Consider the following 11935-nt stretch of genomic DNA (forward strand, 5'->3'; position numbering starts at 1 on the left):
CATGGCCGCCCTGTCGACTCAACCTCACTCCCACGGTGCTGTCGTTCCGGTGACCTCGCGCGCCGAACACTTCACGTCCTACGACGTGGAGGCGTTCGAGGTCCCGGGCGGCCGTGAGGAGATCTGGCGCTTCACGCCTCTCAAGCGTCTTGCCGGCCTGCACTCCGGCGCTGCGGCAACGGGTTCCGCTGCCGTCGAGGTGAACGCCGCTCCCGGTGTCACCGTCGAGACCGTAAGTCGTGACGACTCACGGCTCGGCACCGCCGGCGTCCCCGGTGACCGCGTCGCGGCGCAGGCGTACTCGTCCTTCGAGAACGCCACGATCGTGACGCTGCCCGGTGACGCGAAGTCCGAGCCGACCACCGTCACGGTGACCGGCGCGGGCGTCGGCTCGGTCTCCTACGGGCACGTCCAGGTCAAGGCCTCGCAGTTCGCCGAGGGCACCGTGATCCTGGACTTCCGCGGTTCCGGCGCGTACGCGGACAACGTCGAGTTCCTCGTCGCGGACGGCGCGCACCTCACGGTGATCACCATCCACGACTGGGCCGACGACGCCGTGCACGTCTCGCAGCACCACGTGAAGCTCGGTCGCGACGCGACCATCAAGCACACCGTGGTCACGCTCGGCGGCGACGTCGTGCGTGTGACGCCGGTCGTGCAGTACGCGGGCCGCGGCGGAGACGCCGAGCTGTTCGGTCTGTACTTCGCGGACGCGGGCCAGCACCAGGAGCACCGGCCGTTCATCGACCACGCGCAGGCGAACTGCCGCAGCAACGTCGTCTACAAGGGCGCGCTGCAGGGCGAGGGCGCGCACGCGGTGTGGATCGGTGACGTGCTCATCCGCGTCGCTGCCGAGGGCACCGAGACGTTCGAGCTGAACCGGAACCTGATCCTGACCGACGGCGCCCGCGCCGACTCGGTGCCGAACCTGGAGATCGAGACCGGCGAGATCGAGGGTGCGGGCCACGCCAGCGCCACCGGCCGGTTCGACGACGAGCAGCTCTTCTACCTGCAGGCGCGCGGCATCCCGGAGGAGCAGGCACGGCGTCTCGTCGTGCGCGGCTTCTTCCAGGAGCTGATCGCGAAGATCGCCGTCCCCGAGGTGCGCGAGCGCCTCGAGGCCGCCATCGAGGCAGAGCTCGAGGCGGTCGGCACGTGATCAAGGTGTGTGCACTGTCCTCATTGGACGACCGCAAGCCGTTCGCCGCCGACGTCGATGGAACCGACGTCGTGCTGGTGCGCGACGGCGAGCGGGTGCACGCGCTCGCGGATCTGTGCTCGCACGCCGCGGTGTCGCTGAGCGAGGGCGAGGTCTCCCGCAAGGGGATCGAGTGCTGGTTGCACGGGTCGTGCTTCGACCTGGAGACCGGCGCGCCCTCGTCGCCGCCCGCAAGCGAACCGGTCGACGTCTACGCCGTCGACATCCGTGACGGCGACGTCTTCGTCGACGTCACCGTCACCAAGAACTGACTTCTAGCTACACCACCAGGAGAACGGCAAGTCATGGCCACCCTTGAGATCAAGGACCTGCACGTCTCGGTCGTCAGCGAGGACGCTCCCAAGGAGATCCTCAAGGGCGTCGACCTGACGATCAAGGCCGGCGAGACGCACGCCATCATGGGCCCCAACGGCTCCGGCAAGTCCACGCTGTCCTACGCGATCGCCGGGCACCCGAAGTACACGATCACCTCGGGCACCGTCACGCTCGACGGTGAGGACGTCCTCGAGATGTCCGTCGACGAGCGCGCCCGCGCGGGTCTCTTCCTCGCCATGCAGTACCCGGTCGAGGTCCCCGGCGTCTCGATGTCGAACTTCCTGCGCACCGCCGCCACCGCCGTCCGCGGCGAGGCCCCCGCCCTTCGCCACTGGGTGAAGGAGGTCAAGGGTGCGATGGCCGAGCTCGACATCGACCCGGCGTTCGCCGAGCGTTCGGTGAACGAGGGCTTCTCCGGCGGTGAGAAGAAGCGCCACGAGATCCTGCAGCTGGGCCTGCTCCAGCCGAAGGTCGCGATCCTCGACGAGACCGACTCGGGTCTCGACGTCGACGCCCTGCGCGTCGTGTCCGAGGGCGTCAACCGCTACAAGGCCTCCGGTGAGGTCGGCGTCATGCTGATCACGCACTACACCCGGATCCTCAAGTACATCCAGCCGGACTTCGTGCACGTCTTCGCGAACGGCCGGATCGTCGAGTCGGGCGGCCGCGAGCTCGCCGACGTGCTCGAGTCCGAGGGTTACGTGAAGTACACCGGCAAGACGGAAGCCGCAGCCCTTTCCTGATGTTGCAGGTGTTGAGAGGAGGCGCTGTGACCACCACCGCAGCACCATTGGACGTGACCGCCCTGAGGGCGGACTTCCCGATCCTGTCTCGCACCGTTCGTGACGGGAAGCGCCTGGTCTACCTGGACTCCGGCGCCACCTCGCAACGCCCGACGCAGGTTCTGGACGCGGAACGCGCGTTCCTGGAGCGGCACAACGCCGCCGTGCACAGGGGCGCCCACCAGCTGGCGGAGGAAGCGACCGACGAGTACGAGGGTGCGCGTCAGCGCATCGCGGACTTCGTCGGCGCCGACTTCGGCGAGCTGGTGTTCACCAAGAACGCCACCGAGGGCTTCAACCTCGTGGCGTACGCGATGGGCAACGCCGCGACCTCGGGTCCCGAGGCCGCGCGTTTCGTCGTGGGTCCCGGCGACGAGATCGTCGTGACCGAGATGGAGCACCACGCGAACCTCGTTCCGTGGCAGCAGCTCGCCGCCCGGACCGGCGCGACGCTGAAGTGGTTCAAGCTGACCCCAGACGGCAGGCTCGACCTGTCCGATGTGGACAGCGTGATCACTCCGCGCACCAAGGTCGTCGCGTTCACGCACCAGTCGAACGTCACCGGCGTGATCAACCCGGTCGACGTGCTCGTCGCGGCCGCGCGGAAGGTCGGCGCGCTGACCGTGCTGGACGCGTGTCAGTCCGTTCCGCACAGCCCGGTGAACTTCCGGAAGCTGGGCGTCGACTTCGCGTCGTTCTCCGGTCACAAGATGCTCGGCCCGTCCGGCATCGGTGTCCTTTATGGACGCCGTGAGCTGCTGGAGGCGTTGCCCCCCTTCATCACCGGCGGCTCGATGATCGAGCTGGTGAAGATGGAGGGCTCGACGTTCGCCCCGCCGCCGGCGCGCTTCGAGGCCGGTTCGCCGATGACGTCCCAGGCCGTCGGCCTGGGTGCGGCGGTGGACTACCTGAGCGTCGTCGGCATCGAGCGGATCAACGCCCACGAGCACGATCTGACCGTCGCGGCGCTGGAAGGTCTGTCGTCCGTCAAGGGCGTCCGCCTCATCGGCCCTTCCGACGCCGTGAACCGCGGTGGCGCCGTGCCGTTCGAGATCGAGGGCGTCCACCCGCACGACGCCGGCCAGGTGCTCGACAGCCTGGGCATCGCCGTGCGCGTCGGCCACCACTGCGCGTGGCCGCTGCACCGCTGCCTCAACGCCCAGTCGTCGGTGCGAGCGACGTTCTACCTGTACAACACGCTGGACGAGGTCGACGCACTGGTCGACGGCGTCCGCGAGGCGCAGAAGTTCTTCGGGGTGGCCTGAGATGCAGCTCCAGCAGATGTACCAGGAGATCATCCTGGACCACTACAAGAACCCGCACGGCCGAGGCCTGCGCGACCCGTTCGACGCGGAGTCGTTCCAGGTCAACCCGACCTGCGGCGACGAGGTGACGCTGCGGGTCAAGCTCGACGGCGAGATCGTCTCCGACGTCTCCTACGACGGCCAGGGCTGCTCGATCAGCCAGGCGTCGACGTCGGTGCTGACGGACCTCGTCGTGGGCAGGCCCGTGGGCGAGGCGTTCAAGAAGATGGACGCGTTCGTCGAGCTGATGCAGAGCCGCGGCCAGATCGAGCCCGACGAGGACGTCCTCGAGGACGGCATCGCCTTCGCCGGTGTCTCGAAGTACCCGGCGCGCGTGAAGTGCGCGCTGCTGGGCTGGATGGCCTTCAAAGACGCAGTAGCACGAAGCCAGGGAGCAGCATGAGCACCGAAGAAGTGGTCCGGGGAGCCGAAGGCATGCCGGTCTTCGAGCCCAAGGCTGACGTCGCCGCGCTCGACGACCTCGAAGAGGCGATGCGCGACGTCGTGGACCCGGAGCTCGGCATCAACGTCGTCGACCTGGGTCTCGTCTACGACATCCACGTCGACGAGAAGAACGTCGCCACCATCGACATGACGCTCACGTCCGCGGCCTGCCCGCTGACCGACGTCATCGAGGACCAGACCCGCGCGGCCCTCACCGGCGGCACGGGCGGCGGTCTCGTGTCGGACTTCCGCATCAACTGGGTGTGGATGCCGCCGTGGGGCCCCGAGAAGATCACCGACGACGGCCGCGAGCAGCTGCGCGCGCTCGGGTTCACCGTCTGATCTCCGTCTCTCCGAACGGCGCGCGTCCTGCGGGATGCGCGCCGTTCGTCGTTCAGAGCAGGTCGAGGAACGTCGTCGCCAGCGAGTCGTTCCGCAACGTCCGGCCGCAGTGCCCTCGAAGACGACCAGCTCGCCGCCCCGCGCCGGGGTGGCGTTCCCCGAATCCGGGCCTCGCACCCCTCATGAACACCACCGAAACAGAAACCCACCATCTGGAACACCGCGCGAAGCTTCGATAAATGCGTTGCACGGTTGTCCGGCCGTCGCATAGCTTGATCCCATCACGAACAACAGAGATCACCCGGAGGAAGACATGCTTGCCAACGCACAGCTCGCGGGATGGCGAATTCTCGCCCTCGTCGCCAGCGGTCTGCTGGCGGTGGCGTGGGGCTCCACGCCATGACCTGATCCCCAGGTCATGACCTCGGAGCCGCCCACGGGAAACCTGGGCGGTTTTCTTTTGCCCTGCCTCGATACCGATGAGCTTCGGAAGCGGAACGGATTCCAAACCCGTTACCCGAGGGTTCGACTCCTTCCATCGGTGCTGCTCGAAAACAATGCGGTCGTGGTGAACTCGGCGGACACGTCGGTCTTCCAAACCGAAGAAGAGGGTTCGATGCCCTCCGACCGCTCGCCCCGGTAGCCCAACGGAAGAGGCAACGCGCTCAGAACGCGTTCAGTGCAGGTTCGAATCCTGCCCGCGGCACTGCACAACTGAATCGGGGGACGCGCCGGCGCGCAGGTGATCCTTGCAAGATCGCCCCGGAGGGTTCGACACCCTCGTCTTCCACTGCGTCCCGTAGCTCAGTCCGGTGAGAGCGTCCGTCTGATACGCGGTAGGTCCCAGGTTCAAATCCTGGCGGGACGACTACGTCCGGTAGCTCAGCGGGAGAGCGTCTGCCTTACAAGCAGAGGGTCCCAGGTTCGAAACCTGGCCGGACGACCATTCGTACACGAACCAGTGAAGTAGATTGGACCCACGACCGACGGGAGTGGGTGGAGTGGCACGTCTTCACGTCGGCTGCGCGATGTGGACCCACAAGGCGTGGCCCGGCCGGTTCCTGCCGCAACCCCTGCCGCCGAAGGAACGCCTGCGGGCGTACGCGGGCTGGTGCAACGCGGTCGAGGGCAACACCACGTTCTACGCGACCCCCGCCCGGATCACCGTGGAGATGTGGGCGCAGCAGACCGACCCCGAGTTCCGGTTCATGGTCAAGGTGCCCAAGGTCGTCACGCACGAGCGCCGGTTCGTCGGCGTCGAGGCGGAGATGCGGGCGTTCCTGGACGCGATCGAACCCCTCGGTGAGCGGGCCGTGCTGTGGACGCAGCTGCCCCCGTCGTTCGGCCCGCTCGACGTCGACGCCCTCGGCCGGTTCCTGCGCAGACTGCCCGCCGATCGCCGGCGCGCGGTGGAGGTCCGCCACCTCGACTTCTTCACCGACGCGCGCTCGGCGTCGCTGCTCGAGGGGACGCTCGACGACGTGCGTGCCGAATGGGTGCCGTTCGACACCGAGGTCCTGTTCAGCAGTCCGCCGAGCAGTGAGGGCGAAGCGGAGGCGTGGGCCAGGAAACCGAGGATGCCGCGGCGGACGCGCGCGCTGACCGATCGGCCGGTCGTCCGCTACCTGGGCCGGGACTCCGTCGAGGAGACGGTGCGGGGGTGGCTGCCGTGGACCGGGGTGGTCGCGGGCTGGTTGCGCGAAGGCCTGTCGCCGACGTTCTTCATGCACACCCCCAACAACGACGACGCGCCCGCGCTGGCCCGCCGCTTCCACGACGACGTGCGCGCGTTGGTTCCCGAGCTCGACCCACTGCCCGAACCGGAACCGGTCGAGCCCGCCACCCTTTTCTGAGCCCGTACAAAGGGAACGTGGACCACAGCAGCAGAGCGATCTCGGCGGCCGGCGCGTTGTTCTTCGACGAGGCGGGGCGCCTCCTGCTCGTCGAGCCCACCTACAAGCCGCACTGGGAGATCCCGGGCGGGGCGATCGAGCACGGCGAGACGCCGAGCGAGGCCTGCCGCCGCGAGGTCGAGGAGGAACTCGGCCTGGTCAGGGAACCCGGCCGGCTGCTCGTGGCCGACTGGGCGCCGCGCGACGGCGAGGACCGCGTGCTGTTCGTCTTCGAGGGCGGCCTGATCACCGCGGCGGACGAGATCCGGCTGCGGGCGGACGAACTCCGGTCGTACGAGTTCGTCCCGCCGACCGAGGCGCGGGAACGCCTGATCCCCAGACTCGCCCGCAGGGTCGCGGAAGCGTTGCGAGCACGGGAATCAGGCGAGACCCACTACCTGGAACACGGCAGACGTCACGCGTAGACCCGTTCGACGAACGCCGCGAGCTGGTCCTCCGGCAGGTGCCGGGCGAGGTCCGCCTCCGACACCATGCCGACCAGCCGGCGGTCCTCGAGCACCGGCAGGCGCCGGATCTGGTGCTCTCCCATGGTCTCGAGCACGTGTTCCAACGGATCCTCCGCATCGACCCAGTGGACGTGACCGCCGAACTCGCCAGCGCGGGTGGCCGCGAGGTCCAGCCCCTCCGCCACCGCCCTCACCACGATGTCGCGGTCGGTGATGATCCCGTGCAGCCGGTCGTCCTTGCCGCAGATCGGCAGGGAACCGACGTCGAGGTCCCGCATCATGCGGGCGGCCTCGACGAGGCTCGCGTCCTCGTCCACGCACCGCACCCCGGGGTGCATGATGTCGCGCGCTGTCGTCACAACCTCCTCCTTCCGGCCTTTCGACCAGCATCCGCCCGCTCGGAGCGTTCCGCTGGACACTGCGCCGAACGGAGTAACCGCTGCTGCGGCACGGCACGTCCGCGGCCGTGGCGTCGACGATCGTGCTGGCCGTGATCCCTTCGCTGGCCTGAAGCCCGGCTCAGACCGGAGAAGTCTGCGCCACCAGGAAACCCACCACGTCGTCCCGCCTGCCCCGCCGCGCGAACGCCCGCCGTTGCCGCACCGCCCCCGTGCCGTCGAGCAGCAACCGGTCGATCGCCGTGGTCACCATCTCGTGGTCACCGGAGAACTCCAGCGCCGGCCGGATCCACCGCAGCAACGACGCGACGATCGACGACGCGGGCGTGGGCGCGCCGGTCACCGGGTCGATGCCGAAGCCCTCCAAGCCGTCCCGCGCGGCCCGCCACATCGCGACCTTCAGCAGGTGGGGCGGGAGCTTGAGCGGCGCCGCGCAGGAACTCAGTGCGGTGGCGGCGATCCCGCGCACCAGGGCGGCCATCAGCACCGCCTCCTCGACCGTCGGCGCGACGTCCGAGACCCGCAGTTCGAGCGTGGGGTGGCGGGCGGAGAGCCGGACGTCCCAGTAGAGCATCCCGGCGTCGATCGCCGCGCCGCTCGCGACGATCTCCTCCCGTGCCGCGTAGTACTCGGCCGCCGAGTCGAAGTGCGGCGGCGCACCCGAAGTGGGCCAACGGTTCCAGACCACGTACCGCCAGCTCGCGTAGCCCGTGTCGCCGTCGAGCCAGTACGGCGAGTTCGCGCCCAGCGCGAGCAGCGTCGGCAGCCACGGACGCAGGTGGTTGCTCACGAAGATCTTCGACTCGTCGTCGGGCAGCCCGACGTGCACGTGACAACCGCAGATCGCGAGATCGTTGGTGAGCGCGCCCATCTCCTGCGCCATCCGGTGGTAGCGCGGGGAGTTCGTCAACGGCGTCGGCATCGTGAGGCCCAGCACGGGCGTCCCGGTCGCGGCCAGCCTCGCGTCGTGCCGCGCGGCCCGTTCGATCAGAGCTCTTCGCGCTGTGGCCAGTTGTTCGCGCAGCACGGACATGTCCGTGCAGATCCCGCTGGCCGATTCCACCTGGTACTGCGCGATTTCCGGCTGCAGGTCGACCTCGTACCGGTCCGCGCCCGCCAGCACTTCGTTGGCACGGTTGGCCAAATGTCCCGTGGAAGCTTCAACGAGAACGAATTCCTCTTCCACGCCAACGGTCAGGAGGCCGTCCATGCTTCTGCGCTGCGCGGGAACCGATTGAGTTCTGCTGCCGACCTGCACGCCGAACCTCCTGTGCACTGAGTAACAGTCTCGATGCTATGAGTGATCAGCGCGCCGCACAGGAGGCGTTCGGTTGTACTTGTCAGCTCACCGCGCGTTGCGCGACACCACGCAGCACGTCCCGTCGTTCGGTACCGGGGCGGCCCATGACCCAGCTGGACCCGGCGAGCGACTTCGCGTGCTCCTTCACTGGTGCCAGCAACCGCGACACCTCGCGATACGACCCCACTGATCCCGGGGCACAGACAAGGGTCGCAAGAGAGAGGGTGACGTGTCGTCCCTCTGCCGTGTATGGCTTGTCGAGCAAACGAGCACTCAGCGGCACCGTCTCGTCGAGCCCGGCGAGGAGCAGGAAGTCGTCACCACCGACGTGCCCGACGTGCACACCGGGGAACGTGTGCGCGAGATCGGCCAGGTCGTGCCCGATCTCGCGGATCAGATCGTCCCCGGCCGCGAACCCGACCGAGTCGTTGACCAGCTTGAAGCTGTCCACGTCCAGCCAGGAGACCGAGAAGATCTCCCCGGCCTCGATACGCCGGTCCACCTCTCTCGCGACCGCGTCACTGCCAGGAAGCCGGGTCAGCGGACTGAGTGCGGCCGCCTGCTCCACCTTCAGCTCGGCGACACCGCGCACAACGTCCGCCACGCGCACGACACCCATGCACCGCTCGTTGTGGTCCACGACGATGAGATCGTCGTTGGTGCGCTCACGGTTCGCACCCGTCACCACGTCCAGCAGTTCGAGCGCCGACGACTCGGTGCCGATGACGTGAGGCTTGTCCGCCAGCCGTGCGGCCTCTCGCTTCGCATGCAACGCGTGCCCGTACGGACCCGTCACCGCCAGAAGGAACCGGTTCCGGTCCACGGACCACTTCGGGCGGCCCTCGTCGTCCAGCAGCACGACACCCGTGACCGACGGCTGCGAGGCGAACACCTCGCGCACCTCCTCGCTCGTGGCGTTCTCGGGCAACACCGTGGCGGGGTGCAGGAACGCCGTGATGCGCGGGCCCGTGCTGGCCCGGCGGATCTCCCCGGTCGCGGTGACCGCCTCGGGCGCGATGCGGGCGTTCACCGCCGGGCGCCGCTGCGGGGGAGCGAGGAGCCGGCCCTGCGCGTACCCCACCCCCAGCTTGCGCAGGTAGGTCAGTTCCGCCTCGGTCTCCACGCCCTCGGCCACGACCTGACCGCCCGTGTACTCGCCCAGGTGCACCAGCGACTTCACCAACGCACCCCGCGCGGCGTCGTCGGGCAGCGAGCGGACGATCTCGCGGTCGAGCTTGATGTAGTCCGGCGAAGCGCTGGTCAGCAGGCCGAGCGGGACGTCGCCCTCGCCCACGCAGTCGAGCGCGATCCGGAAGCCGTTGTTCCGCAGCGCCTGCATGCCGCGGGCGAGACGGCCGCGGTTGGCGCGCGAGTACGGCTCGCCGATCTCGATGACCACGGTGTCCGGAGACCGTCCCGCGTCCCGGAGCGCACCGTAGAGAGGGCTCATGACCTCGGGTTTGTCCGCGACCGTGATCGCGAGCAGGTTCACGTGCAGCGGCAGCATGAGGTCGAAGTCGGCCGCGGAACGGAGGGCACGGCAGGCGAGTCCGACGTCGGCGTTGGCCAGCAGACCCGCCCGGAAGGCGGCCTGGAGCAGATCCTGCACGCTGCCGTCGTGCGGCCGGGCCAGCGCCTCGATCGCGACGACGCCCCCGGTGTTCAGGTTGAACAGCGGCTGGAAGGCGAACCTGACGTCATCCAGCAAGGCGGGCACGCCCTCGATCGTGCCGGTGCGAACGAGCCGCACCAAGTGGGTTCACCAGCTGTTCACGAGCTTGGCTTCGATTTGCCACGCTGGCGGCGCGTTCGGTGACACGACGTTCACGCTGGGAGTTCAGCGGAGGAGTTTCCACCTGAGATGGCCCGGGGTGGTCCGGAACAGGGCGAGCATGGCGGCCGCCGTTCCCCTGACGTCCTCCCGGCCGGACAGGTAGGCGCGCTGCAGTTCGACGTCGAGCCGGAAGAACACCTCGAAGAAGTCCAGCGTCTCCTCCGGGCTGAGCCGGAGAAGGGCTTCGAGGCCTCTCATGCGCATGGCGTGCACCATGCGCGCCTTGCGAGACCAGATCACGTGCTCCGGATCTTCGTTCCGCACGACCGCCCGGGCCACCTTCGGAGCGAGTTGCAGCGAAGTGGCGACGCTGTAGCCCGTCGCGGGGTGGATGAAGCCGGCCGAGGCACCGAACGCCAGACCGCCGGCCCTGGGGGAGTCGAGGGGGAATCGAACCCGTTCCTCTTCCTCGCTGTTCCGGTGCGCGCCCTCACGCGTGTGGAGTCGCCGGCGGAGTTCGTCGAGCGGGATACCCGGCCTCCCCGCCAGACAGGTCTCCTCCACGAGAACCCGGCCTTCTCCCAGCGGGACCGTGTAGAGGAACGTGTCGCCGTCGCCGCGCCAGTCCATCAACGTCGTCTCGGTGCTGTCCGACTCGATGACCAGACCCACCGCCGTTTGCTCGGCACGGCCCTTGCGCGCACCTGTGGCGTTGAAGGTGTACCGCGCTGGTTCTGGCCGTTGGAGCACTTCGACCGTGTCTGGCAGTTCGTGGAGCTTTGCGTTGTCGAGGACGACGTAGGTGCGTTGGATCAGGTGCTCCTCGCGCGCGTACGCGCGAACAGTCGTGCTCACGGACTTGGACGGCGTGTTCGGCGGGAGCTCGTCGGCCCACGCGCCGTAGGTCGCCGTTGGTGGACGTTGGGGGTGGCGATCGACGATCGCTGTGTGCAGGCCTTCGTGTGCACAGGCCCGTGCGAGCGCACGGCCCGCAGGACCTCCACCAATCACCACTACGTCGAACGTCATGAGGTCCATGATTGACCTTGTGGCCAAGACCTACCGTCAGCACCTCGTGCGCCGTGTCGGCAACGTCGTCATCAGTCGGGCCGTTGCGCTCGGCATCGCGCCCTCCTACTACGTGCTGCTGACGATCCGCGGCCGGCGCAGTGGTGCGGAGCGCACGATTCCCATTCGCCTGATGTCGCATGACGGTCAGGAGTGGCTCGTCGCGCCGTACGGCGTTCGCGACTGGGTGCACAACGCACGGGCAGCCGGTTCGGCGGTCCTGCGAAGGGGACGCAGGTCACGTCAAGTCGTTTTGAACGAGGTTTCCGCGGCCGTAGCGGCGCCCGTGCTGGCCGCTTATGTGCGCAAAGAGCCCGTGACCAGGCCGTTCTTCGACGCTCGGGTCGGTGACCCCGTCTCGGCGTTCGAGGCGGAGGCCGGCCGCCACCCGGTCTTCGCGGTGACGAACGCCCAGGTCAACGGCGGTCCGGGCGCTTAGGGCACCCCCCGATTTGGAGATCGAAAGTGCCGCGTGTAATGTTCTCCAAGTCAGAGCGACACGGGCCGGAAAAGAAGCCGGAACGAGCCTGGCAACACAAGCCCCGGAAGTAATCAGCTGAAAAGCTGATGTGACTGCGGTGAGCGCGTGTTCTTTGAGAACTCAACAGCGTGCCGAAACACAGCCAGTAA

14 protein-coding genes and 5 tRNA genes are annotated in these 11935 nt (G+C 68.3%); 14 read left to right on the forward strand and 5 right to left on the reverse strand.

The window, feature by feature from the left end:
- The first annotated feature begins 1 nt into the window (after position 1).
- From sufD to IEY88_RS18725, 6 genes are read left to right on the forward strand one after another with little or no spacing between them, the layout of a single operon-like run.
- A complete protein-coding gene (sufD, locus tag IEY88_RS18700; protein WP_189156010.1) occupies positions 2 to 1159 on the forward strand; it encodes a Fe-S cluster assembly protein SufD in 1158 nt (385 codons plus the stop codon).
- A complete protein-coding gene (locus IEY88_RS18705; RefSeq protein WP_189156011.1) occupies positions 1156 to 1470 on the forward strand; it encodes a non-heme iron oxygenase ferredoxin subunit in 315 nt (104 codons plus the stop codon). The genes sufD and IEY88_RS18705 overlap by 4 nt, the downstream gene beginning before the upstream one ends.
- A gap of 33 nt (positions 1471 to 1503) precedes the next feature.
- Positions 1504 to 2277: a Fe-S cluster assembly ATPase SufC gene (gene sufC / locus IEY88_RS18710; RefSeq protein ID WP_189156012.1), complete on the forward strand. Its 774-nt coding sequence runs from the start codon at positions 1504 to 1506 to the stop codon at positions 2275 to 2277.
- A gap of 26 nt (positions 2278 to 2303) precedes the next feature.
- Positions 2304 to 3581, forward strand: a complete 1278-nt coding sequence (locus tag IEY88_RS18715) for a cysteine desulfurase (RefSeq protein ID WP_189156013.1) — start codon at positions 2304 to 2306, stop codon at positions 3579 to 3581.
- A gap of 1 nt (position 3582) precedes the next feature.
- The gene (gene sufU, locus IEY88_RS18720; protein WP_189156014.1) at positions 3583 to 4023 is read left to right on the forward strand and encodes a Fe-S cluster assembly sulfur transfer protein SufU; all 441 of its coding nucleotides are present in this window, start codon (positions 3583 to 3585) and stop codon (positions 4021 to 4023) included.
- Positions 4020 to 4406 carry a metal-sulfur cluster assembly factor gene (locus tag IEY88_RS18725; RefSeq protein ID WP_189156015.1) on the forward strand — a complete coding sequence of 129 codons (387 nt, stop codon included), beginning with the start codon at positions 4020 to 4022 and terminating at the stop codon, positions 4404 to 4406. Before sufU ends, IEY88_RS18725 begins: the two co-directional genes overlap by 4 nt.
- Before the next feature lie 52 nt (positions 4407 to 4458).
- On the opposite strand, the gene IEY88_RS45120 is transcribed toward IEY88_RS18725, so the two are convergent.
- Entirely contained in the window at positions 4459 to 4590 is a 132-nt protein-coding gene (locus tag IEY88_RS45120; protein ID WP_268241246.1) for a hypothetical protein, read from the reverse strand.
- A 291-nt stretch (positions 4591 to 4881) separates the two neighbouring features.
- On the opposite strand from IEY88_RS45120, the gene IEY88_RS18730 reads away from it, so the two are divergent.
- From IEY88_RS18730 to IEY88_RS18760, 7 genes are all read left to right on the forward strand, one after another.
- Positions 4882 to 4950: transfer RNA gene (locus IEY88_RS18730), tRNA-Trp, on the forward strand.
- Between the two features lie 15 nt (positions 4951 to 4965).
- Positions 4966 to 5038 (forward strand) — tRNA-Gly (locus tag IEY88_RS18735).
- 1 nt (position 5039) lies between these two features.
- Positions 5040 to 5112, forward strand: a tRNA-Leu gene (locus tag IEY88_RS18740).
- A gap of 87 nt (positions 5113 to 5199) precedes the next feature.
- Positions 5200 to 5274, forward strand: a tRNA-Ile gene (locus tag IEY88_RS18745).
- Positions 5275 to 5277: 3 nt separating this feature from the next.
- Positions 5278 to 5352 (forward strand) — tRNA-Val (locus IEY88_RS18750).
- Between the two features lie 55 nt (positions 5353 to 5407).
- Entirely contained in the window at positions 5408 to 6259 is an 852-nt protein-coding gene (locus IEY88_RS18755) for a DUF72 domain-containing protein (protein ID WP_505744122.1), read from the forward strand.
- Positions 6260 to 6276: 17 nt separating this feature from the next.
- A complete protein-coding gene (locus tag IEY88_RS18760; RefSeq protein ID WP_189156016.1) occupies positions 6277 to 6723 on the forward strand; it encodes an NUDIX domain-containing protein in 447 nt (148 codons plus the stop codon).
- Here the strand turns inward: IEY88_RS18760 and IEY88_RS18765 are convergent.
- From IEY88_RS18765 to IEY88_RS18780, 4 genes are all read right to left on the reverse strand, one after another.
- Positions 6714 to 7124 (reverse strand): CBS domain-containing protein, encoded by a 411-nt coding sequence (locus IEY88_RS18765; RefSeq protein ID WP_189156017.1) that lies wholly within the window; start codon positions 7122 to 7124, stop codon positions 6714 to 6716. The two genes, IEY88_RS18760 and IEY88_RS18765, sit on opposite strands and share 10 nt — an antisense overlap.
- Positions 7125 to 7284: 160 nt before the next feature.
- Positions 7285 to 8373, reverse strand: a complete 1089-nt coding sequence (locus IEY88_RS18770; protein ID WP_189156018.1) for a carboxylate-amine ligase — start codon at positions 8371 to 8373, stop codon at positions 7285 to 7287.
- Between the two features lie 130 nt (positions 8374 to 8503).
- Positions 8504 to 10213, reverse strand: a complete 1710-nt coding sequence (locus IEY88_RS18775) for a GGDEF domain-containing protein (protein ID WP_229693528.1) — start codon at positions 10211 to 10213, stop codon at positions 8504 to 8506.
- Between the two features lie 87 nt (positions 10214 to 10300).
- Entirely contained in the window at positions 10301 to 11266 is a 966-nt protein-coding gene (locus IEY88_RS18780) for a lycopene cyclase family protein (protein WP_229693512.1), read from the reverse strand.
- Positions 11267 to 11273: 7 nt separating this feature from the next.
- On the opposite strand from IEY88_RS18780, the gene IEY88_RS18785 reads away from it, so the two are divergent.
- Entirely contained in the window at positions 11274 to 11744 is a 471-nt protein-coding gene (locus tag IEY88_RS18785) for a nitroreductase family deazaflavin-dependent oxidoreductase (protein ID WP_229693513.1), read from the forward strand.
- Positions 11745 to 11935: the final 191 nt, after the last annotated feature.

Origin of the sequence: Lentzea pudingi (assembly GCF_014646255.1) — a bacterium.
Lineage (GTDB): Bacteria > Actinomycetota > Actinomycetes > Mycobacteriales > Pseudonocardiaceae > Lentzea > Lentzea pudingi.

Excerpts from the sequence above, each read along its gene's own strand:
- IEY88_RS18725 (WP_189156015.1), top strand. The coding sequence starts at position 4,020 with ATGAGCACCGAAGAAGTGGTCCGGGGAGCCGAAGGCATGCCGGTCTTC.
- sufC (WP_189156012.1), top strand. The coding sequence starts at position 1,504 with ATGGCCACCCTTGAGATCAAGGACCTGCACGTCTCGGTCGTCAGCGAG.
- IEY88_RS18770 (WP_189156018.1), bottom strand. The coding sequence starts at position 8,373 with ATGGACGGCCTCCTGACCGTTGGCGTGGAAGAGGAATTCGTTCTCGTT.
- sufD (WP_189156010.1), top strand. The coding sequence starts at position 2 with ATGGCCGCCCTGTCGACTCAACCTCACTCCCACGGTGCTGTCGTTCCG.
- IEY88_RS18785 (WP_229693513.1), top strand. The coding sequence starts at position 11,274 with ATGATTGACCTTGTGGCCAAGACCTACCGTCAGCACCTCGTGCGCCGT.
- IEY88_RS45120 (WP_268241246.1), bottom strand. The coding sequence starts at position 4,590 with ATGAGGGGTGCGAGGCCCGGATTCGGGGAACGCCACCCCGGCGCGGGG.
- sufU (WP_189156014.1), top strand. The coding sequence starts at position 3,583 with ATGCAGCTCCAGCAGATGTACCAGGAGATCATCCTGGACCACTACAAG.
- IEY88_RS18780 (WP_229693512.1), bottom strand. The coding sequence starts at position 11,266 with ATGACGTTCGACGTAGTGGTGATTGGTGGAGGTCCTGCGGGCCGTGCG.